The organism is Flavisphingomonas formosensis, from assembly GCF_009755815.1.
Classification (GTDB): domain Bacteria; phylum Pseudomonadota; class Alphaproteobacteria; order Sphingomonadales; family Sphingomonadaceae; genus Flavisphingomonas; species Flavisphingomonas formosensis.
On sequence record NZ_WRPK01000004.1, the window covers coordinates 66,178 to 89,473 of the forward strand.

Consider the following 23,296-nt stretch of genomic DNA (forward strand, 5'->3'; position numbering starts at 1 on the left):
ATGTGGCTCATCAGCGACGATCTTCTGTTCAGCGTGCCCGACGATGCGCCGACCCCGCCGCGCGCGAAGCGCGTGGAACTGCCCGAGGGTTTTCATGACGATCCCGGCCGATGGCAGGTGCAGAATGGCGCCATCGTCGAGGTCAAGCGCAAGAAGCGGGCCGAGTCCGCCGGACTGACCGCCGCGGATATCAAGGCGATCAAGGCGGCGATCGCCGCGGGCAAGCTTTAGGAGCGCGACGATGGCCGCGCTTCCCGCGCCGCTGCCGCCGGCCGGGCCGCGGCTGCGGCTCGGCCGCGTGCGTCTGGCGACGCGGCTCGCCATGCCGCCCTGGCTCGCGGCGCGCCAGCCGCGATTCGGCGAGGCGGAGCTCGTCGCCCGGATCCGCGGCGAGGTTGCGCCGCTGCTCCACTCCGGGGACGATGCGCTGTGGGTCATCCGGCGGCTGGATGTCGTGGCGGTTGCCGATGCCGCTGCGGACGGAGCCGAGGCGCTGGCCCGTGCCATGCGCGAAGCGGTGGCCCGTGCGCTGGCCGGAGGGGCGGACGGGGTCGTCCGGTTCGAAAGCCGGGCGGCGCGGCTCGCGACCTTCCTGTTCGATCTCGCGTCGGGCGATGCCTTCGATCGCTGGTATCACCGCCGCTACCGCGCGCTCGCACCGCTTCCGACCGCCCAGGCCGTCCGGCTGGCGCTGCTCGGCGAGCCGGAGGACGGATTGCCGGCCGTCATTCTGCTGCATCAGAGCGGAAGGCTCATACGCTGGATCGATCGGATCGGCGGCGAAGGCGCGCGCGCCGCACTGTCGGCGCTGGTGCCGGTGGAGACGTATCGGCAGGGCAGGGTAGATCCCGGCGCCCTCGTCGACGCGGTCGGGGCGGAGCCCGGCTTCCGGCGGTGGCGGGAAGGGCCGCAAGCCCGGCTCGCGCTCGTCGCCATCGGCGCGGCGCAGCTGTCCGCGCCGCCCGCCGCTCTCGCCGCGGCCGTGCCCGCGGCGCTCCATATCCTCGCGCGGCGCCACAGGCTGGCGGCAGTGCCGTTCCCGGCGACGGATCCGGCGGAGGGGGCGGCCGATCCGGGACCGCCAGCCGGCACGACCCGCCGTGCCGCTCACGCGCGCGCGCGGTCGAAGCTGGCCGATCAGGTGGCAGCGCAGGGTCCCTTGTCTCTCGCGACGTCCTTTGCCGGCATCTTCCTGCTCTGGCGATCGGTGGTCGAGCTTGGCCTGCCGGCGCTGCTTGCAGATGGACGGATGCGGCTCGAGCTGGCGGCGACGCTGGCCGGCCCGGATCGCGAGGCGGCGCGGGACGATCCGGCGCTGCACTGGCTTGCCGATCATATTCCCGAGCCGGACGAAGCCGTGCCGCGCGCGCCGGCCGGACTCGCCTTCGCGCGGCTGCTGGTCGATCGCGCCGCGCCGCGCGTTCCGGCGTTGATCGAGCAGCGCTTCGGTGAAGATGGCCGGATCGTCCAGGATGCGCTGACCGAAGATTGGTTGATCGCGGGATCGTCTGCACACGCCCGCCGCCAACTTGTTGCGCTCGGTCTCGCAAGGCCATCGCCCGCGCCGGACGAGGCCCGTCCCGTCGCCACAGATCTGGCTTATTTCGGTGCCACGGATCGGCGGCGCGTGGGCTGGGCGCTACTCGCGCGCGCCGCCCATGCGGATCTCGCCCGCCGGCTGCCCGGCCTGGCCCGGTCCAGCGCCTCCTGGGTGGCCGCCAATCTCGTCGCCGGGCGAGGCGAGCTGACGGTGGAGGATGGCGAAGCGCGCGTGCATCTGCCGCGCGTGCCGCTCGATCTCGTGCTCCGCATGACCGGGATGGACGGCATGCGGGTCGATCTCGGCGGGGGGCGCGGCTTCCGCCTGCTGCTGCCGGGGGCCAGCTGATGCGGCTCGACGCTCCCCGATCCGAACCGTTCGACAGCGCGCTGGAGCAGATCGCTGCCGAGTTCGACTGGCTCGACCGGCGGCTGGCGGCGCATGTCGCGGCGTTGCGGCGCTCCGGCCGGTTCAACGAGGATCCGCTGCGCGGCCTCTATGTGGGCGAGGAAGAGGCGCAGGCGCTGCTCGTATCCGAGGACGATGCGGATTGCGATGCGCAGACGCTGATGCTCCAGCGCAAGGTTCTGGATGCGCGTGCCGAGAGGAGCCCCGCGCTGCCCCTGTGTCGCATCGCGCGGGCCTGTGGCCTCGATCCGCTGGAACGCGCGGCACTGCTCGTCGCCGCTGCGCCCGCGCTCGACCGGCGCTACGCCACGCTGTTCGCTTTCGCCCAGAACGATGTCGGGCGCCGGATCGCGACGCCGGAGCTGATGCTGGCGCTGCTCGCCGAGGATCGTGCCGAGCGGCTGGCGGGGTTGACCCGTTTCGCGCCGGGCGCGCCGCTCGTCCGCCATGGGCTGCTGGTCTCGCCGGACGCGGAACGCGGCCGTCCGCTCGCCGATCGCGGTTTCGGCGTCGACGATCGCGTCGCGGCCGCCCTGCTCGGCGATGGGGCGATCGATTCCCGCATCGCCGACGGCGCGATGAACCTGCCCGAAGACCTGCCGGTCGATCCGGCGCTATTGGCCGCGGTCGAGGCTGCGCTGGACGGCGGGGCGCACTGCCTCCTCTTCGAGGCCGCGGCGGATTGCGGGCAGCATGCCGCCGCCCGGGCCGCCTGCGCCGCCCGCGGGCTCGGCCTGCTGCTCGCCGAAGGCGATGGCGAGATGACGGCCGGCGCCGGGGAGCGCGCGATGCTGATCGCCCGCGAGGCGCGGCTCGGGGGCATGGGGCTGTTCGTCGGCATCGGCCCTGGCGCGTCGTCCCTCCGGCTCGATCGGCTGGCGGCCGCGCTGTCCGATCCGCCGCTGCCGCTTTTCGTGACGGCGCGTCCCGGTTCGGTCGATACCGCCACCATCGCGGCGCGGGCCGATCTGGCGATCATCCGCCTCGCGAAGGCGCCGGTGCAGCAGCGTGTGCTCTGGTGGGCGCCGGCCGGGAGCGCGGCGGAGCGGCTTGCCCAGTCCACCCGGCTCGGCCCCGTCGCGATCGCCCGCACGCTCGCGCGCCGGCCGGCAGACCTGATCGGCGCGGCCAGCCTCCACGCGGGCAGCCGCCTGCCGGCGATCGCGCGGCGGGTGGATCCGATGTGGCGCTGGGAGGATCTGCTTTTGCCCGACCGGCAGCGGCGGCAGCTCGAGGAGCTGGCGGCCACGCAGCGGCACTGGCCGCGGGTGATCGGCGAATGGGGGTTTGCGGCATCTACCCCCTGTCCGCAAAATGTCGTCGCGCTGTTCAGCGGGCCGTCGGGAACCGGCAAGACGATGGCGGCGTCGCTGATCGCGGCCGGCGCGGGCATGCCGCTCTACCGGGTCGATCTCGCGGCGATCTTCGACAAATATATCGGCGAGACCGAAAAACAGCTCGACCGCCTGTTCGATGCGGCGGACGAAGCCGGCGCGGCGCTGCTCTTCGACGAGGCGGACGCGCTGTTCGGCAAGCGCACCGAGACGCGCGACGCGCATGATCGTTACGCCAACATATCGACTGCCTATCTGCTGCAGCGGATCGAGGCGCATGACGGCCTCGTCGTGCTCACCAGCAATCTGGCGGGTAATATGGACGATGCCTTTGCGCGCCGGCTCGCCATGACCGTCGCCTTTCCGCTGCCCGGCATCGCCGAGCGGCGGCAGCTGTGGCGGCGCGCCTTTCCCGCCGCCGCGCCGCTGGATGCCGATCTCGATCTCGATGCGATCGCCGAGATTTTCGATCTGTCGGGCGGCAATATCCGCAATGCCGCGATCGCGGCCGCCTATCGCGCCGCTGCGGACGATGGGGCAATCGGCCTCCGCCATGTGATCGGCGCCATCGGGCGCGAGTTGGAGAAGCAGGGTCGTGCGCCAATCGCCGCCGACTTCGGCGGTCTCGCCGACGATCCCTGATGCCGCCGCCGCGGACAGCAGCGCATGCCGCCGTGCCGCACGCGCCTGTGCCGGATGCGCCGACGCCCCGCGGCCAGTCGGCACCGCTGGCTGGCGTGCCTCCCGAGCTCGTCCACTCGATCCTGGGTTCACGCACCGGCGTGGCGCTGCCGATGTTCCCGGTCGATCGCGAGGCGATCATGCGCGCGGCTGCCAATGCAGGCGCCGGCAATGCCGCGATAGCGCGTCTCGCGGCCCGGATGATGCCCCCGCCCGGCGCCGCGGCACTCCCCGAAACCGATGCGAAGCCTGCGAAGGGAACTGCCGAAACGCCGATCAAACCATCCGCCGGGACGGCGGGCGCCTCCGAGGAGGCCGGCGGAGCCAAGCCGGCCAGACCGCCGGCCGACCAGCCGGAGGGTGTCAAAGGCAGCGTCGGCAAGGGCGCGGCGGGCAAGGGCGGCGCTCCTCCCGGCGGCGCTGCACCGATCATCGAGCCCAATGCCGCCGCTGGCCCCCAGGCGGTGCAGCAGGCGGCGGCGCAGACCGCCGGCGCCATGCCGCAGCCGCCGGCATCCACCGTCGATGCCCCGGCTCCGCCCGCTCGTCGCCAGCCGACGCCGGCCCACCGGGTACAGGCGATGGCGGGGCCGCCGCCCGTGCCGATGGCGACGCCGGCCTATGCGAACATTCCCGATCCGATCCCGGAGGCGACAAAGAAGATCGAGGAAGCGGCGAACAGCAAGCTACCCGACGTCGTCTTCCCGCCCGTCACGATCAGCCCGGGCGGCCATGTTCCCCAGATCAACGCCAAGCCGCTGACCAAGGAGCAGCGTCGCCTCGTCCTCGTCGGCGAGGAGGGGATGAACACCGCCAACCTTCCGGAGACGGAGCGGCAGAAGATCCGCGATGCCCGCGCCGCGATGCTGGCGCCGCCGGAACTCGGCGAGGACGGCAAGCCGGTTCCCGTCGTGCTGCCGGTGGCCGAGCCGATCAAGCTCAAGCCGCTTCCACCGGCCGTGCTGACCGTAGCGCAGCGCGATCTGTTCACCGCCGCGCTCGCCCAGCTTCTCGTGGATCCCGCGGGCGAGGCGCACGGCATTCTCGATACGCTCAAGGAAAATAGCGACACATTTCCTGGACGGGTGCTGGTCAATCCGAATTTCGAGAAGGTCTTCAAGCCGATGGGCGAGGCCAAGCTCGGCGAGATCAAGCAGGATCTGCGCGCGGCGGTCAATCCCGTCGCCGACGCCATGGGGGTGGCCGGCAAGATTCTCGACGATGCCGTCGCCGATCGGAAGGCCGCGCTCGAGAAGGAGCGGCTGGAAGCCCAGGATAAGCTCAAAAATGGAGAAAATGCTTGTCGGCAGGCGGTTGCCGACAATGCCGACGCCCGCAATGCGGATGCCGCCAAGGCGCAGGCGGTGGCGGCCGATGCGAAGCAGCGCGCAGCGGCCGCGAAGAAGAAGCCCAAGCCGACCTTCCGCGAGACCGCGGATGCGGCGGCGGCCCGCATCAAGGACAAGGTGGCCGAAGCCATAGCCGGTTTCCAGCTCATGGAGACCGAGCGCGGCAAGAAGCTGGACGATGCGCGCCGGCAGCAGCTCGAAGCCTATCAGGACGCCGTCACTGCCGACCAGCTTGCGGCCTCGGTGGCCAACAAGGCCGCACCCTACGATCAGCCCTTCACCGCCGCAGCCGAGGGCAAGCGCGCGCGTGAGCGCATGTCGGCGGCGATCAATGCCGCCAAGGCCTGGGCGGAGGAACGGCGTAAGCTGCTGGACGGCGAGGTCAAGCGCCTGAAGGACGAGGCCGCGGCGCAGACCAAGGCGAACATCACCGCGGTGCAGGACGAGGGAGCGGCCGCGTTTCGCGCGCTCAAGGCGTGGGGGGATACGCAGGACGGCGCGGTCGAGAGCTGGTGGGCGGACAGCGCGAAAAATCTCGAAAGCTGGGCAGGCGCCGCGCACGATACCGCGACGACCTGGGCACAGGTGCAAAGCAAGCTCGCGCGGCTGCAGATGCAGCGCGATCTGGAGGCGATCAGCGAGGGGCTGGAGGCCAAGCTGGCCACCGAAGGCGCGGATGCGGCGAAGTTCGCCGCCCTGCCCGAGGAGCAGCGCAAGCGCTTCGTCGACAAGCTCGTCTCCGACAAGGACAATCGCGCCGGGATCGGCGCGGGCCTTGCCGCCAGCATGCGCCAGCGCGTGGTGGAGGTCGACAAGCCGAAGGTGGAAGCCGCGCTCGAGGCCGAGGCGCTGGCGCTGCCGACCTCCGAATGGAAGGCGATGGAGGCGCTGGTCCAGTCGAAGGATTCGGGCTTCCATGCCGACAAGCGGTCCGACACCATCTTCAAGAACGGCGAAGACAAGATCGGTACCGACGAGGATGCCATCTACGGCGCGCTGAGCGGAATCTCGCCGCTCGGCATTGCCGCGGTGAAGGCGCATTATTTCGAAACGCACGGCCACACGCTCGATTGGGCGCTCAACGACGAGATGAGCGGCGATGAACTGCGCCGCGCCGAAAATCTGCTGAAAGGAGACAAGGGGGCGGCCGCGGCCGAGGCGATCCACGATGCGGTGTGGGGGCCGGGCACCAACGAAAAGCAGGTCATGGATGCGCTGCGCGGCCTCACCGAGGACGAGCGCAAGCGCGCCATCGCCTATTATAAGGATCAGTACGACCAGGATCTGTCGACGCGGCTGGCCGAGGACATGTCCGGTGCCGATCTCGGCCAGGTTCAGGCACTGCTGGAGGGCAAGGAGGGAGAGGCCGATGCGATCGCGATCGACGGCGGGCTGCGTGGCCATGTGTTCAGCCCGGATCGTGACAGTGTCACCGCCGTCTATGATCGTGTCCAGCAGGAATCGATGGCCAAGGCCAAGGCCAATAACTGGACTTCGGCCGAGCTCGATGCCGAGATCGAACGGCGCAATGGCGAGATCGAGAAGAGGTTCGGGGAAAAATTCTCCGGCGTTCCCGAATATGCCTGGGGCCGCGGCCAATCGACGCTGAAGACGGCGATCACCGCCGCCTATCCCTTCGATCCGGCCAATCGCAAGCTGGTCAACGCGCTTGCCGAAAACGACATGCCGACGGCCGACGCCGCACTGATGCAGACCGAGCGCGAGGGCGTCTACGCGGACGATTCCGTGCTGAAGGGCGTCGTTCGCAAGCAATATGACCGCGCTTTCGATCGCGCCCAACTCGATCGCGGCCCCGAACTCGCCCAGCGTGTCGACAACGGCATGAAGGCCTGGATGGACGAACATGTCGACAGGAAGACGGGCAAGATCATCAAGTCCTATACCGAAGAGGAGAAGATCAACCAGCGGATGAAGCTGCAGCGCGAAAGCGACGCGATGCTGCAGGACGAGGCATTCGATCGGGCGAAGGCCAATTCCACGGTGCTCGATGCCGTGCTCCAGGCCAATCACGGCATCACGCTCGACAATATGATCGCCGAGAACATGTCGTGGGGCGACAAGCGCCAGGCACAGTCCGAACTCCGGGTGATGCGCACCGAGATCGTCGGCGATACGCCGCAGGCGCTGAAGGACGCCAAGCGCGATCGGCGGCGCGACTGGGCCTATTCGCGCGTGCGCTACGCCATCGAGGGCGTCGGCACCGATATGGACGAACTCAAGGGCGGGATCGCCGGTCTCGACAAGGAAGATCTCGCCTATATCGACAGGAAGTGGCGAGCCGACCACGACAACGAATCCTTCAAGGAAGCGGTGCAGTCCGACACCAGCGGACGCGAGGAGGACGATCTCGTCGACACAGTCGAGCATGGCGCCGCCCTGACGGTCGACCAGCGCATGGACGAGATGCGCCGCAAGCTGAAGCGGGACGAGGACAGCGTCGGTCCGCTCGGCGCCTCGGGATCGCGCGACGCATCGGCCCGATCGCATCGCGAACTGGCGGAGATGGAGGCGCTGACCGCGGATCTCAAGAATCCCGACCTCGATCCGCGGAAGCGCGAATTCCTCTCCGGCGAGCTCGACCGCCGGATCGATCATGCCGATGCCGCGATCGAGGCGCAGCGTGCACGCGTCGACGCGATGGCCGACATGCTGACGACCATCGCGCAATATGTGATCGGCGCGATTGCCGTGATCCTCGGCGCCATCGTGGCTGTCGTCTCCGGCGGCACAGCGCTACCAGCGCTGATCGCGATCGCCGGCTCGATCCTCGGCACGCTCAGCGGGATGGCGATCAAGGCGGCGGTGAAGGGCGGCGCCTATGGCAGCGAGGAATTCCTGACCGATGCCGTGGTCGGCGCGGTGGATCTTGCGGTGACGATCGCCACGCTCGGCACGACGAAGGGGAGCAGCCTGCTCACCGCGGCCAAGACGGAGCTCAAGGAACTGGGCAAGGCCTCGATCCGCTTCGGGCTGAAGCAGGCGGCGAAGCGGACCGTGGCGACGACGGTCAAGGAAGCGGCGGAGACCGCGGGCAAGGGATCGCTGACCCGCCGGGCACTGACCTTTATCGGCAAGAATGCCAAGGAAATGGCCAAGAACCAGGCGCACCAGTTCGTGACCGCGCTGCCGACCGCGCTGGTTGCGAACGTCATGAACGAGCGCAATCTGCGCAACGGCAATGCGTTCCATAACATCGCGCATGGCACGTTCGACGCGAGCATCGAGAATCTGAAGGTCGGCGCCGTGATGGGCGCGGCCGGCCATGTCGTGCAGTCCGGGCTCGGCAAGGTCGTGCATGTCGAAAATGCTCCGCGCTCGGCGGTCGAAACGCGGTTCGCGGACTACAAGGCGTGGCAGGAGAGCAATCCCGGCAAGCCGCGTTCGGACTATGTCGCTCAGAATGAGAGCCGTGCCGCGGCGGCGGCCAAGGATATCGACCTCGCCCGGCTCGAGACGCGCGCGGCGCGCAAGGCGCTGTTCGACGCGCTTCCGCCGAAGGAGCGGGCGGGCTTTGCCGATGTCGAGATCGTCCGCGTCAGCGAGGCCGAGTTCAAGGCGCTCAACAAGGGCCAGACCGGCGATGCGATGATCTTCAAGAAGGACGGCCAGACGGCGATCGTCATTCGCGAGGGCGGCCAGCCGTCGGCGCTGCGCGATCTCGCGCCGCAGGTACGGCAGGAGATCGCGCCCTCCTCCGGCGGCCGGACTGCGAACGCTGCCGAGGCCTTGCCGGAGCGCCTGCAGAACCGCGTGCCGATCGACGTGGTGAACGATCCGGGCCTCGGGCGGGACGGCGTACGTGTCGTGCCGATGGATCCGGACGGCACCATTCATGGGGTGCGGCTGGAGATCGGTCCTGAAGCGACCGCGCAGCAGATTCGCGAGCATGTCGCGACGATCGATGGCGTGCGCAAGTTCGAAGGACTGATAGGGCGCTCCCGCCAGGCGGCGATCGACGTCGCCAACGCGCTCGGCGCCGACATCATCAGCCCGCGCGATCGCGGCCGCTGGGAAGCGGCGGGGGAGGTCAAGAAGCTCGGACCGATGATCGAGGATCGGGTCAAGCAACTGGCCGTCGAGACCGATCCGCGCCGCGCGCGGGCGCTGGTTGATGAGATAAACGGTCTCGGCCGTCAGTTCCAGGAGGAGCATGCACGGCTGGCACTCGGATCGGCGGCCGAGGCGAAGGGCTATATTGCTGCCAAGGGCACGAAGAAGCCGCGCAAAGGCACGGCGGCGGTCGAAGATCCGAAGGCAGCGCGCGCGCGCAAGCGCGCGCAGAAGCTACAAAAGGATCTGGGCGAGGGAACGGCCAGGCAAAAGCAGCTGGAGACGGAGCGGACGCAGCTTTCCCGGCCGGTCGACGAGATCATCGACATGCTTGAGAACCGCATCGCCGAGATGCAGGAGACCGGCGCCAATCCGCAGCGCCTTCAGGAAATGCTCGACACGCTTGCGGCGGGGCGGCGCGACGAAGGTCTGCGCAAGCTGGGCGAATGGATCGGCGACAAGCCGCCGGAGCAGAGGCGTCCCGGCCAGGAGAAAAGCTTCGCGGACAGCCTGCGCGAGACGATCGCCGAGGCCAAGCGAGCCGAGCCGAAACGCAAGGATCGGGAAAAGGCACTGGAGGCCGAACTCGATACGGTCAACAAGGCGATCGAGCGGACACGCGAAAAGATTGGCGAAGGAAAATATAATCGTTTTGCAGGCGACGGCCGGGTTCCGCTCCACCCCTCTCTGCCCGAACCCTTGGCAGGCCGGAATTATTTCCCGGCGCCTGAGCCGGGCAAGGTGTTGAACTCAGCAGAACTTCAGGCTCTGTTGAACAATCAGAACGGATTCATGTCGGAACTTCGCCTCGCGAACCGGATTGCGGAGAGCGGTGAACTGGTCTTCCAATATGGCCACAAGATCAACGAACATGGCACCGACCTCGCCTCCATCAATCCGGCGACGGGCAAGGTCACGCTGTGGGATTCGAAATATCATACGGTGGAAAGCACCGGCCATTCGGATACGTTCGACGTCAAGGGAAGGCGGGATGCGGCCGTGAAGGATGTGCTCGATCGTCTCAACGAAAATCCGGGCGTGCTGCCGCCGGATCTCCGCCAGAAGGTGATCGACGCGATGTCCACGGAAACATTCGATATGGTCACGTCCCATACCACGGGCGGATCGTTCACCGACCGGCGGATCATATTCGAAAATCGAAAGGAGGTCGGGCGCGACTAGACATGGGCAATTTCGATCCTCCGGCATTGGCCGCCACCATTCGCGGCGATCTCTACCTGACGCTCGATCGACCCGCGTCGGATTTCGATCCGTCCATGCGGGGTCGCGTCGCGGCATTCGGCGTGGAGACCATCGTCTCCGCCTGGCTGGTCGGGGAAGGGGCCGCCGTCGCCGATCGGCTGGACAAGGCGATATCCTGGCTGACCGACAGCGAAGCGGCCGGGGGCGACGAAGATCCGGAAGGGCCGTTCGGCGTCCAGCGCCGCCGCCGTGCGCTGGCCGTCGCGCGTTGGCTGCGGGGCGAGGATCCGGACGAAGCCGCCAAAGGCGCGGCGAGGGCCGGTGCCGACTATCTCGCATCGGGCCCGGAGCTGGCGCCGTCGGAGCTTGCCGATCATCTGCTCGATTGTCTGTTGGCCGGTGATGCGGAGGCTGCGGTCGCGGCGGGCGAGAGCAGCGGGGACGATGCCGAGGTGGCGGCGCTGCTCGCGATCGCGCGTGGAAAAGAAGATCCGGTAGCGCTTGCGTCGATGCTGGCCGGACATGTCCCGATATGGACCGGAGCCGGCGCCTTCACGCGCGTGGCGAACTGGTGCCAGCTGCTGTTCGCGCGTCCGGGCCTTGCCGGAGATGCCGCCGGCGCGCTGCTGATGGCGTGGGCCTTTCTTCCCGAGGTGGCGCTGCCGCCGGCATTGGCGGAGCGTGGCTGGTCCGAGACAGAGGACGCTCTCGTCGTGCTGCCGTCGTCCTCGCTGTTCGTGCGGGTCGATGGATTGGCCGGTTATCTGGGTCTTTTGCGTGATGCCGACGCCGTGCGGCAGGACGAGGCGAAACCCGCCTTCGCATCCTGGACCGAAGCCCGGCCCGGCGGATTCGAGATGGACTGGCACGACAAGGATGGAGACATCTGGCTGGAATTGCGGGGCGAGGATGCCGGCGTTCGCGCCGGTGCGCTGGCGGCGGCGCTCGGCGGGCGGGTCGGGGGCGACCCGGCGGATGCGCTGGCCGATCTGCTCACCGTTTCGCCGCGGGCCGGCGATGGCGCCTCGCGCTGGGTGATCCTGCGGGAGGCGGTACGCGCCGCCGTTCCGGAGAATGATGTCGCGGTGCGCGCGCTGGTGGCTGCGGGCCTCGCCGATCCCGATTGGCGGGTGCGGATGACGGCCGTGCTTGCGGTGGGACGGCTGGGGCTCCGCGCACTTGCTGGCTGGGCGATGGCGGCGGCCGTACCGGCGGCGGGGCAGGATGGTCTCAGCCAGGAGGATCGCCGCATGCTGCTTGCGCTGCGGCAGGCCGCGCATGACCGCGCAGCCGGGATCGCGCCCGGCGGCTCGTCGCCCGATCCGGCGATCGCGGCCAAAAGGCGCGCCTTCCAGGAAAGGCTGCAGGAGCGGCTCGCCCGGCTGCCGGCGTCGGCCGAGGATCGCGCCGACGCGCTGCTTCTCGCTCTGCTCGGCGGCCGCGAGGCGGTCGGGAAGGGGGTGCCGGGTGCGTGGTCTGCCTGGCTCGACGGGTGAGGTTCAGGCCGCGCCGGACACCGCGCCATTTCGCTGCTACGCCTTTCAAACGGCCGTGGAAAGGCTGCAGCCTCTCCCCGAACAAGCCGTGGGTGAAGGCATAGCGCCGCCACCGCGTCGCTACGCGAAAGTGGATCCTCAAATGTGAACGGTCGCGGGGCCGATACGTGGCCTGCGACGCCAAGGTCGGTCTTCTCCAGCATGCCAGGCGCTGGCGAGCCGTACGTACATACCCCGATAGAGACGCCCGGCGGCGCAGCCTATTCAGGCCCGATCCAGCCCGGCGGCGCCGGGGCGAGGGCCGGGAGGGCGCAGTATGAGCTACAAGTCGCTGCTGGTGAGGGTTCAGCTTGGATCGTCGAACGTCGCCGTGCTCAGGGCAGCCGCCGATGTCGCGACGGCTTTCGGCAGCGCTGTGATCGGCGTCGGCGCCTGCCGGCCGACATCGATCGCATCGGGCACGCCCTATTATACGGGAGACGTCGCGCTGCTCGACAGGCTGGAGATCGCGGAGGAGGCGAAGGCGGCCGAGGCCGAGTTCCGCGCCGAATTGAAGCGCGTCGAGACGATCGAGTGGCGATCGGCGGTCACGTTCGAGCCGTTGTTCGAATATTTCGGGCGCGAAGCGCGTGCCGCCGACCTGATCGTGACGGCAAACGATCACGCTCCGCTCTTCGCGAACACACGCCATCTCGCCACGGGCGATCTGACCATGTGCAGCGGGCGGCCGGTGCTGGTGGTGCCCGGCACCTGCCAGGGTATCCGCCTCGACCATGTCCTGCTCGCCTGGAAGGATAGCCGCGAGGCCAGGCGCGCGGCCGCCGACGCCTTGCCGATGATGAAGCGAGCTGGCCGCGTCTCGATCGTCGAGCTTGTCGCGGAGGATGAGGTGCCGGCCGCACGGGAACGCCTTGCCGACGTCGCCGCGTGGCTGCATCGGCATGGGGTTGCAGCGGAGACCTGTGCCCATGCCACCCATGGTCCCGATGCACTGAGGCTCGCCGAATATGCGCACCGCGTATCGGCGGACATGATCGTGGCAGGTGCCTATGGTCATAGCCGCATGCGCGAATGGGCGTTCGGCGGCGTCACCTACGATCTGTTGATGACCACGCCTGTTCCCGCCTTGCTCTCTCATTAGAGCGCGACCGCAGCGCATTTACCGCCCTATTGGCCGCCTCACAGGGGCTGAGCGGCGAGCCGAAGATAGCGGGCATCGATGGCCGGTGGTCAGACGGCATTGGCGGCTCTAAGCTCGTCGCATCTTTTGCCGTCTCGGCGGCTGGTGATCCGAGGGCGTGAGCGATGATCGAGAAAGACCGGCTTGTCGCGGGATGCGAGCTGGGAGGTACGAAGAGCATCGTCCTGATCGCTCGCGGGGCCGAAATCCTGGCGCAGGCCCGGCTGCCCACGGCCGAGCCGGAATCGACGCTCGCTGCTCTGAGGGGGAGGCTCGCCGCGTGGCAGGAGGAGTTCGGACCGGTCTCGGCGATCGGCATCGCGAGCTTCGGCCCGGTCGGACTGGATCGGAATCGCGCCGATTATGGGCACATCACATCCACGCCCAAGCCGGGCTGGGCGAATGTCGACGTCGCGGGCACCTTCGCCCGCGGCTTCGGTGTGCCGGTCGCCTTCGATACGGATGTGGCGGGGGCGGGGCTCGCCGAATATGAATGGGGCGCGGCGCAGCGCTGCGACGCGGTGGTGTATCTGACGATCGGCACCGGCATAGGCGGCGGCGTGATCATAAGGGGCGAACCCGTGCACGGCCTCATCCATCCGGAAATCGGCCATGTGCGCGTGCGCCGTGCCGCTGGCGACGGCTTCCGTGGCATTTGCCCGTTTCACGGTGACTGCCTCGAAGGGCTCGCCTCCGGGCCTGCGCTGGCTGCGCGGGCGGGCGCACCGGGTGATACGTTGCCGGACGATCACCCCCTCTGGGATGCGGTCGTCTCGGAACTGGCCGAACTGGTGGCGATGCTGCTGCTCACCCTGTCGGCCGACCGGATCCTGATCGGCGGCGGCGTGGTCGGCGGCCGACCGACGATCCTGTCCCGGATAAGGGCCGAGACGGTTCGGCTGCTGGGCGGTTATCTGGTCGGCATCGATGAGGCGTCTCTTGCCCGGATCGTCATGGCGCCAGGGCTCGGTGATCGGGCCGGGCCGCTCGGCGCGATCGCGCTGGCGTATCGTGCCTGATTCCCGCTCGCCCGCGCCTGCTCCAGGGAGGGCGGTCCGGGCGGTCGGCGAGCCATAGGGAAGGTCTATCGGCCACTTTGCTGCGCGGAAAGGCGGGGCGGCCCTGCATCTTGCTGGCCAGGGCGAACTGGCGCATTCGCTCCCGAATCGCAGCCCGGGTCAGGGGCCTGTCCATGCGATCCGGCCTATCTCCCTTTTGCGTCGTCATGGTCTTTCCTCGCGTCGATCCCGATCGACCGCTCAATGCCGTTTTTCCGGGCTCGGCTGAAACGCAAAAACCGGATCACTCTGATCGAATTCGCTGCCGGAACCGGATGTACCCTCCGGGTTCGCGCCGCGGCACATTGGGGATTCCCAATATTCGGACAATGCTGGGCCAATACCCGGCAGGGCATAGTGGCGCTGCCTGGCGTGACAGGACGATGCCACCGGGCAGGATGGAGATCGATGAGGTTCAGACATCTGCCTCTCCTGCTGGCATCGGCCGGAGCCCTGACGCTGAGCGGCTGCGCGAGCTACCATGCCGCGCCGCTGACCGACCCGGCGCGCGTGCTCGCAATGCCGGACAAGGCGATCGTCTCGGCCGACGCCGCGACCATCGAGCGCCCATTCCTCACGCCCCAGCCGATCGACTGGACGGCGCCGCTGACGCCCAATGCGCTGGCCGTGATCGCCGTCCTGGAAAATCCCGATCTCAAGGCGCAGCGCGCCAAGCTGGGCGTCGCCGAAGCGCAGGCGTTCGCCGCGCGGCTGCTTCCGGATCCGCAGATCCAGGCCAATTACGACACATTGCTGTCCGGTCCCGATCCATTCGACGCGTTCGGCGGCCAATTGGCGCTCGATCTCAACCAACTCCTCACCGCCGAGGCGACGCGCCAGAATGGCGAGGCGAGCAAGCGGCAGGTTCGCCTCGATCTCGCCTGGGCGGAGTGGCAGACGGCGGGGCAGGTGCGGCTCCAGGCCGTGCGCATCCGGGCGCTGGCCGACCAGCTCGGCTTGGCCCGACAGAGCGATGCCTCGGGCGAAACGCTGTTCGCGCAGGCCAGCCGTGCGGCCGGACGCGGCGACATCGCCGCTGCCGATCTCGATGCGCGGCGCCAGACCGCTCTGGACGCGGCCGACAAGGCGCGGCAGCTCGAAGCCCTGCTCGCGACCGCGCAAGGCGAGCTCAACCATCTCCTCGGGCTGCCACCTGAGACCGTGCTGAAGCTGGCTCCTACGCCGGAGCCGGTGGTGCCCCCCACCGCCCCGGCGCTCGTCGTGCAGGCGATCGACCGGCGGCTCGATCTCCAGGCCTTGCGCGCCGGCTATGATGCGGCCGAGGCCGACCTCCACAAGGCGATATTGGAGCAGTTCCCGAACCTCTCGCTCACTTTGGCGGGTGCGCGGGATACGAGCGACAATCGCACGCTCGGCCCTGCCGTAGGTTTCACCTTGCCCTTGTGGAACCGCAATCGCGGCGGCATCGCCATCACCACGGCGACCCGTGCTCAGTTGAAGGCCGAATATGAGGCGCGGCTGTTCCAGACCCGCGCGGAGATCGCCGCGGCCGTGACCGCGCTCGAATCGGTGCGGCGCCAGAAGGCGGCGCTGATCGCGCAGATCCCGGCGATCCGCCGCTTCGCCGATACGTCGGCGGCGGCCGCACGGCGCGGCGATCTCGCCCCGGCGACCGCGGCGACGGCCCTACAGGCGCTGCGCGACCGCGAACTCACCCTTTCCCAGCTCGATCAGCAGATCGCCGAACAGACCATCGCGCTCGAACTGCTCTCGGGCGGGCCCAGCGAGGGATGGACCCGATGACCAGATATTTTGCTCTCCTGCCCCTGCTTGCGCTCGCAGCCTGCGGTTCGGGCGGCGGCGCGGACGAAGGCGAGAAGGCCGAGCCGGTCGCGCTGGTCAGGACGGCACCGGTCGAGCAGGGCGCAACGGCGACTCAGATGCTGATCTACGGCACCGCCGAAGCGGGCCCGGGGGGTGAGCGTTCGCTCGTCGCACCCGCCGAGGCACTGGTGGATCGCATCCTTGCGCCGAACGGTACGCAGGTGGCGGCGGGCCAGGCGATCGTCACGCTGAGGCCGAGCCGCACTACTGCGACCGAGATCGCCAGGGCGGCGGCCGATGCCGTATCCAGCAGCGCCGCCTTTGCCCGCGCCCGCCGCATGCGCGCCGATGGCCTTGCATCCGATGCCGATGTCGAGACGGCCCGCGCGACTGCCGAGACGGCGCGGGCAACGCTCGCCAATCTCGGCATGAGCCGTGCCGGCACCGTAGTGCGCGCGCCGATCGCCGGGATCGTGCAGGGATTGAACGCGAAGAGCGGGGATCAGGTGGCGGCGGGCGCCAGCATCGCCAGCATCGCCGCCAAGGGCGATCTGCGTGCTCATTTCGGGATCGATCCCGCGGCGGCACAGCGCGTGCGGCCCGGCCAGCCGCTGGAGCTGGACAGCGTGAACGGCGATGGCCACGCCAGCCTCACGGTCACCGGCGTCGATGCCCAGGTCGATCCCACGACCCGGCTCGCCTCGATCTATGCGCGCGTGCCGCAGGGCTTCGGCTTGAGTCCCGGCGAGGCCGTGCGCGGCGAGCTGTCGCTGAGCGCAGAGGCGAGCGGGCTCACCATTCCCTATTCGGCGCTGCTCGACGATGGCGGCAAGAGCTACGTGTTCGTCGTCGAGGGCGGAGTGGCGCATCAGCGGCAGGTCTCGCCCGGCAATTCCAGCGGCGATCGGATCGGCATCCTCAAGGGCGTGGCGGCGGGCGACAAGGTCGTCACTGAAGGCGGCACCGCGCTGGAGGACGGCATGAAGGTGCGCGAGCAGTGAAGGATTTCATGCGGCGTCACAGCCGCTCGATCTGGCTCAGCGTCTTCCTGGTGACACTGGCGGGCATCGTTGCGGCGACGCAGCTTCCGGTCACGCTTTTCCCGCATATCGATTACCCGCGCATCGTCGTCTCGATCGATGCGGGCGAGCGCGATGCCAGGCAGATGGCGGCGGACATCACCCGTCCCGCCGAGATCGCTCTTCGCGCCATCCCGGGCGTCACCGGAATCCGCTCCACCACCAGCCGCGGCACGGCTGAGGTGGCGCTCAGCTTCGATTGGGGCGCGGACATGACGGTCGCCACCTTGGCGACGCAGGGCGCGCTGGCGACGATCGCGCCGGATCTGCCGGCCGGCACGCGCTTCGACGTGCGACGATCGGATCCGACCATCTTCCCGGTGGTCGGCATCTCGCTCACCTCGCACTCGCTGGATGGCGTCGCGCTCCGGCAGCTTGCCGAGCTCCGCCTGCGCCCGCTTCTGTCGACCGTGCCGGGCGTGGCGGGAGTCGACCTGCTCGGCGGCGGCGCGCCGGAGATGGAGGTCGAGGTCGATCCCGCACGTCTCCAGGCGCTGGGCCTGACCCTTGCCGACGTCGCGACCTCGGTAGGCACAGCCAACACGGTCTCGGCGGTGGGGCGTATCGAGGACCGGCATCGCCTGTATTTGGCGCTGGTCGACGATCGGCTGGCGACCGAGGCCGATATCGCGGCGATCCCGATCAAGGCCGGCACGGCGTCCGGCGTGGGTGTCGCGACGCTCGGCCAGGTTGCGAGCATCCGCGGTTCCCCGGCGCCGGCCTGGACGCGGGTGAGCTCGAACGGCACCAAGGCCGTGCTCGTCAACATCCGCCAGACGCAGACCGCGGATGCGGTGAAGCTGGCGCGTGACGTGAACGATCGGCTCAAAGGGGCGAACCTGCCCGCTTCGGTCAAGATCAGTATATTCTACGATCAGTCGGAGTTGGTGACGGGCGCGGCCAGCGCTGTGCGCGATGCGATCCTGCTGGGCGCCGTGCTGGCCGGGGTGGTGCTTTTCCTCTTCCTGCGCTCCTGGCGCCTGATGGTGATCACGGCAATGCTGCTTCCTGCGGTGCTTGCCGCCACCTGTCTCGCGCTGCTGGCGCTGCACATGAGCTTCAACATGATGACGCTGGGCGGCATGGCGGCCGCGGTCGGCCTGGTCGTGGACGATGCGGTGGTGATGCTGGAGCATCTGATGCGCCGGCTGCAGGAGGCCGAAGGTGAGGCGAAGCGTCCTTCGATGCTGGGTGCGGCCCGCGAAATGGCGCGGCCGCTGTTCGGATCGACCATGGCGACGATCGTGGTGTTCCTGCCGCTCGCTTTCATCTCCGGCGTCACCGGCGGCTTCTTCAAGGCGCTCGCCGCGACGATGGTCGCGGCGCTCGGGGTCTCGCTGCTCTATGCCCGCTATGTGCTGCCGCTGGTCGCGGACCGCTGGCTGACGCTCAAGGATGCCGAGGCCGCCGACAAGGCCGCGGCGATGACCCATGCCATTGCCGGCCGATATGCCCGCGTCGGCGGATGGGCGCTCGGCCGCCCCGGCCTGGCGGCAGGCGTGGTCGCCGCGGTGCTGATCGTCGTCGGTGCATTTTCCTGGATGCATCTGGAATCCGGCTTCATGCCTGCGATGGACGAGGGCGGCTTCATCCTCGATTACAAGGCCAAGTCGGGTGCGGCGCTGTCCGATACCGATCGCCTGCTCCGCCAGGTCGAGACGATCATCCGCCAGACCCCCGAGGTGTCGAGCTATTCCCGGCGCACGGGCGTGCAGCTCGGCGGGGGACTGACCGAAGCCGACGAAGGTGATTTCTTCATTCGGCTCAAGAGCGGCCGGCGCCGGCCGATCGACGAAGTGATGGCCGAGATTCGCGGCAAGGTGGACAATCAGGTGCCGGGCCTCGAAATAGAGACTGCGCAGCTGATGGAAGACCTGATCGGCGATCTCACCGCCGTGCCGCAGCCGATCGAGGTGAAGCTGTTCGGCGACGATGACCGGCAGCTGGTGGACTCGGCCCGCAAGGTGGCGGAGGCGATCGGCAGGATCGACGGCATCGTCGAGGTCGTCGATGGTCTGCGCGTCGCGGGCGACGCGATCGAGATCCATGTCGATCGCGCTGCGGCGGCGATGGCCGGGCTCGATCCCGATGCAGTGTCGAAGCAGGTAGAGGCGCAGGTCGGCGGCACCATTGCCACGCAGATCCTTGCGGGTGAACAGCTGATCGACGTGCGTGTCCGCCTGCCGCAGGATCTGCGCAGCCGGGCCGATGCACTCGGCCAGCTGCTGCTGCGTGCGCCGGACGGGCGCACCGCCACGCTGGGTTCGGTTGCGAAGATCAGCATCGCCGCCGGGCAACGCCAGATCACGCGCGAGGATCTCGCGCCCTTCATCCCGGTGACCGCACGGCTGGAAGGCAAGGATCTCGGCAGCGGCATGCGCGAGGTGAAGGCCGCGGTCGATGGGCTCCACCTGCCGCCCACCATCCGCGTCGACTATGGCGGCCTCTATGCCCAGCAGCAGCAGTCCTTCGCCGATCTGACCACGGTGTTCGTAGCCGCGCTGCTGCTCTCGGCGCTGCTGCTGATGCTGCTGTTCGAACGCTGGTCCTATACGCTGGCGGTGATCGGAACGGTGCTGCTGTCGACCTCGGCCGTGTTCTTCGGCCTGTGGCTGACCGGCACGGAGCTCGACATCTCGGCGCTGATGGGCCTCACCATGGTGGTCGGCATGATCACGGAGCTCGCCATCTTCTTCCTGGCCGAGCTGCCGGAAGAGGAAATTGTGACCGCCGAAAGCCTCCTCCACGCGGGCAAGGCGCGCCTGCGTCCGATCCTCATGTCGGCGCTGATCGCGGTGCTCACCCTGCTGCCGTTGGCGCTGGGAATCAGTCGGGGGGCGGGTCTACAGACCCCGCTGGCCACGGCGATCATCGCCGGGCTCGTGATCGGCGCACCGTTGGTGCTCTGCTTCCTGCCCATTCTGCTGCTGGTGATCATACGCCGGCGGAGAGATGCGCCTTCCGCGGGAAATGGAGCGTTCCAAGCGTGAGACTGTGCGTCAATGCGGCGTCAGTATTTCTGCCGGCGCCGTCTTCCGTACGGATCAGGGACGAAGCGTCGACCCGCCATCGACCGCGATGACCTGTCCGTTGATCCATGCGCCGTCGTCCGAAAACAGCATCGCCACCATGGCGGCGATGTCCGCGCTCCGGCCCAGCCGCGGGCTGCGGCAGCCCGCCAGCATCTCATCCTGCGCCGATTGCGCCATCGTCACGGCCAGCCGTTCGGTGATGATCATGCCGGGCGCGATCGCGTTGGCGCGGATTCCGTCCTTGCCCCAGCGGCTTGCCACATGTCGCATCAAGGCAGTCACGCCCGCCTTCGACATGGCGTAGCAGGGGCGCACGGGCTCGCCGGCATGGGCGGCGGTGGAGCTGGTATAGACGATCGCGCCCTTGCTCCGAAGGATGTGGGGCAGGGCGTGACGGGTGCAGGAGAGCATGCCGCGCAGATTGACCGAAATGGTCTGGTCGAACACATCCAGGCCGACCGACAGGGCATCGCTGTCGTCGAAGATGGTGCGCAGGTCCGCGGCATTGGCGTGGAGGAAATCGATCCGCCCGAATTGCGCTGCAGCTGCATCCATGAGCGCCTTCACAGATGCGTCGTCGGTCTGGTCATAGGCGAAGGGCACGCAGGTCCCGCCCTTCGTCCGAACGCGTCCGGCATGATCCTCGGCCGACGCGAGATCGAGGTCGCCGAGAAAGACGAGCGCACCCTCGGATGCCAGCCGTGCCGCCGTCTCGCCGCCGATGCCGCCCGCGCCGGCGATCACCGCCACCTTGCCGTCCAGTCCACGCATGCCGTCTCTCCCCTCCCAAGGAAAGGAGGCGTTCCGTGCCGGAACGCCTCGCAAAGATCGTCAGCCGAGCGCAGCCTGCAGATCGGGGTGCGACCAGGCCGGCGGTTCGGCTGCGGGCAGCTCGGTCTTGCCGTCCAGGCTCATCACCCGCAGCTTCTGGCTGTACGGCCAGTGCATCGAGAAAGCGACCTCGCCGGTACGTTCAGCCGCGGGCAGATGGCACATATCGAGCACCGTAGCAGCCAGATAGGCGACATCCTCGGTGGGATAGTCCTGCGGAATGAGATCGTCCGCGCCGGGCGTGCGGATCGCGGTGGACGGGCCGACGGCATTGACCGCGATATTGTCGTCGATCAGCTCCGCGGCGAGGCCCTGGGTGAAGCGGTGGAGCGCGGCCTTCACCGCAGCATAGAGCGTGTCACCGCCGCGACGGGCATAGTCGAGATAGGGACGCACCGGCGGCAACGCCGTGACCGACCCGATATTGACGATCCAGCCCGCTCCATTGGCCTTCATGACCGGAACGGCGGCTCGAGCCAACTCAAAGGGCGCCTGCAGATAATGGGTCAGCGTGCGTGCGAAGGTGTCGTCGCTCATCTGGTCGATGCGCGCATAGTCGGCAAAGCCGGCATTGTTGACGAGGATGTCGAGCCGGCCGCCGCCGGCTTCTCGCGCGCGCTGGATCAGGCTGGCGCGATCGACCGGCTTTTCGAGGTCCGCGGCGACGACATGAGCCCGGCCGCCTGCGGCCTCGATCAGCGAGACCGTCTCCTCCAACGTACCGGCCACCTGCTGTTGCGACCCGAAGCGAGTGCCGGCCGCGGGCGCGCCGGTGGACCGTGCGCTGATCACCAGGGTCGCACCCGCAGATGCGAGACGCTGGGCGATGGCGCGGCCGATGCCCCGGCTGGCGCCGGTGACGAGCGCGACACGTCCGCCGAGATCGGGAAGGGGGGTAGTCATTCATCTCTCCTGTGAAGGGGCGCGATGGCCCTCAATTCTGTCTATTCAGAAGGGTCAGCGCCGCGCGTCGACGAATTTGCGCAGCACGCCGTACAGATAGTCGCAATCCTCGTCCGTCATCGTCGGATGGCAGGGCAGGCAGACGCCGTGGCGCATGATCTGATCGGCCACCGGATAGCCTGCCGGATCGGCGCGATAGTCGACGCCGCGCATCATCGGCTGACGCGTGATGTTGCCCGAGAAGATGGTGCGGGTGACGATGCCGTGCGCCTCGAGGTGCTCCTGCAGCTCGCGCCGGCTCCAGCCGGTCTCGGGGCGGAGCTGGAGCGGGTAGTTGATCCACGTGGTTTCCACCCCGTCCAGCAGCGTCGGCATGATGAAGACGTCGGCATAATCCCGGAAGAAGCGATTATGATTGTTGAACACCGTGTTGCGCAGTTCGGTGAACATCGGCAGCTTGTCGAGCTGGACATGGCCGAATGCGGCGCCGGCTTCGTTGGGAATGAAACCATAGCCGAGATCCTCGAAGATGAACATGCCGTCATAGGGAATGCCGTCGACATCTTCGAGAAAGCGCCCATCGCTTTCCGTACGCTTCGTGCCGCTCAGATATTTCTCGGAGGATCGGCCCCACGAGCGCATCGAGAGGCCCCGATCCCACAGCGCCTCGCTGTTCACCGCCACCATCCCGCCATTGCCGAGGCAGGTGATGATATGGAAGATCGAGAAGCTGGTGACGGAGATGTCGGCGCGCGTGCCGGGAGCGGCGCCGCGCAGGCTGGAGCCCAGCGTGTCGCAGCTGTCCTCCAGCAGGAGCAGCCCATGCTCGTCCGCAAAGGCGCGCAGCCGATCCCAGTCGGGAATGCCGCCGAGCAGATTGGGCACCAGTATTGCCTTGCTTTTCGGCGACAGGGCGCGCTCCAGGAGATCGAGGTCGATCTGGTAGCTGTCGAGCACGACATCGACGAAAACCGGAACATGTCCCGCATGTACGATGCTCGAAACATCCGTGCTGAAGGTGAGCACAGGCGTGATCACTTCCGATTTCGGCGGAAGATCGAACAGGCGGAGGGCGAGCAGCAGCGCGGAGCTGCCGCTGTTGACCATGATGCCATGGGAGTGGCCCATCAGTTCGGCCACGCGCTTTTCGAAGCTGCGCACATTTTCGCCGACGATCATGCCGGTGCGCATCACCTTGTTGACCGCCTCGATCTCTCGCTCGTCGATCATCGCGCCACCGTAGCGTATGCGCCGCGCTCCGGGCAGCAGCCCCGTGAAGCCGCGCGCGCTTTCGCCGTCCGACGCGGCCTGGATTGGCGTTGCCATCTGCAATCCCCTCTCTATGC

At 68.4% G+C, this 23,296-nt stretch carries 13 protein-coding genes; 10 read left to right on the forward strand and 3 right to left on the reverse strand.

Annotated features, from left to right (window positions below; translation table 11 throughout):
* The 10 genes from GQY20_RS12395 to GQY20_RS12440 all read left to right on the forward strand — a co-directional run bounded on the left by GQY20_RS12395 (position 1) and on the right by GQY20_RS12440 (position 20,174).
* Entirely contained in the window at positions 1–231 is a 231-nt protein-coding gene (locus GQY20_RS12395; protein ID WP_157217418.1) for a hypothetical protein, read from the forward strand.
* Between the two features lie 10 nt (positions 232–241).
* A complete protein-coding gene (locus GQY20_RS12400) occupies positions 242–1,888 on the forward strand; it encodes a hypothetical protein (RefSeq protein WP_157217419.1) in 1,647 nt (548 codons plus the stop codon).
* The gene (locus GQY20_RS12405; protein ID WP_157217420.1) at positions 1,888–3,924 is read left to right on the forward strand and encodes an ATP-binding protein; all 2,037 of its coding nucleotides are present in this window, start codon (positions 1,888–1,890) and stop codon (positions 3,922–3,924) included. The genes GQY20_RS12400 and GQY20_RS12405 overlap by 1 nt, the downstream gene beginning before the upstream one ends.
* On the forward strand, positions 3,924–10,565 hold the full coding sequence (locus GQY20_RS12410; protein WP_157217421.1) for a hypothetical protein: 6,642 nt from the start codon (positions 3,924–3,926) through the stop codon (positions 10,563–10,565). The genes GQY20_RS12405 and GQY20_RS12410 overlap by 1 nt, the downstream gene beginning before the upstream one ends.
* A 2-nt stretch (positions 10,566–10,567) precedes the next feature.
* The gene (locus GQY20_RS12415; protein ID WP_157217422.1) at positions 10,568–12,082 is read left to right on the forward strand and encodes a hypothetical protein; all 1,515 of its coding nucleotides are present in this window, start codon (positions 10,568–10,570) and stop codon (positions 12,080–12,082) included.
* Positions 12,083–12,398: 316 nt separating this feature from the next.
* Positions 12,399–13,223: a universal stress protein gene (locus tag GQY20_RS12420; protein ID WP_157217423.1), complete on the forward strand. Its 825-nt coding sequence runs from the start codon at positions 12,399–12,401 to the stop codon at positions 13,221–13,223.
* Between the two features lie 164 nt (positions 13,224–13,387).
* Positions 13,388–14,281: an ROK family protein gene (locus tag GQY20_RS12425; RefSeq protein WP_157217424.1), complete on the forward strand. Its 894-nt coding sequence runs from the start codon at positions 13,388–13,390 to the stop codon at positions 14,279–14,281.
* A gap of 447 nt (positions 14,282–14,728) precedes the next feature.
* The gene (locus GQY20_RS12430) at positions 14,729–16,084 is read left to right on the forward strand and encodes a TolC family protein (protein WP_157217425.1); all 1,356 of its coding nucleotides are present in this window, start codon (positions 14,729–14,731) and stop codon (positions 16,082–16,084) included.
* Positions 16,081–17,106, forward strand: coding sequence for an efflux RND transporter periplasmic adaptor subunit (locus GQY20_RS12435; protein ID WP_157217426.1), 1,026 nt, complete (start codon positions 16,081–16,083; stop codon positions 17,104–17,106). The genes GQY20_RS12430 and GQY20_RS12435 overlap by 4 nt, the downstream gene beginning before the upstream one ends.
* A gap of 8 nt (positions 17,107–17,114) precedes the next feature.
* The gene (locus tag GQY20_RS12440; protein WP_198350940.1) at positions 17,115–20,174 is read left to right on the forward strand and encodes an efflux RND transporter permease subunit; all 3,060 of its coding nucleotides are present in this window, start codon (positions 17,115–17,117) and stop codon (positions 20,172–20,174) included.
* A gap of 54 nt (positions 20,175–20,228) precedes the next feature.
* On the opposite strand, the gene GQY20_RS12445 is transcribed toward GQY20_RS12440, so the two are convergent.
* From GQY20_RS12445 to GQY20_RS12455, 3 genes are read right to left on the reverse strand one after another with little or no spacing between them, the layout of a single operon-like run.
* Positions 20,229–20,987: an SDR family NAD(P)-dependent oxidoreductase gene (locus tag GQY20_RS12445; protein ID WP_157217428.1), complete on the reverse strand. Its 759-nt coding sequence runs from the start codon at positions 20,985–20,987 to the stop codon at positions 20,229–20,231.
* A gap of 60 nt (positions 20,988–21,047) precedes the next feature.
* A complete protein-coding gene (locus GQY20_RS12450; protein ID WP_157217429.1) occupies positions 21,048–21,950 on the reverse strand; it encodes an SDR family NAD(P)-dependent oxidoreductase in 903 nt (300 codons plus the stop codon).
* A gap of 54 nt (positions 21,951–22,004) precedes the next feature.
* Complete coding sequence (locus GQY20_RS12455) at positions 22,005–23,276, reverse strand: DegT/DnrJ/EryC1/StrS family aminotransferase (protein ID WP_157217430.1); 1,272 nt, start codon at positions 23,274–23,276, stop codon at positions 22,005–22,007.
* Positions 23,277–23,296 lie beyond the last annotated feature (20 nt).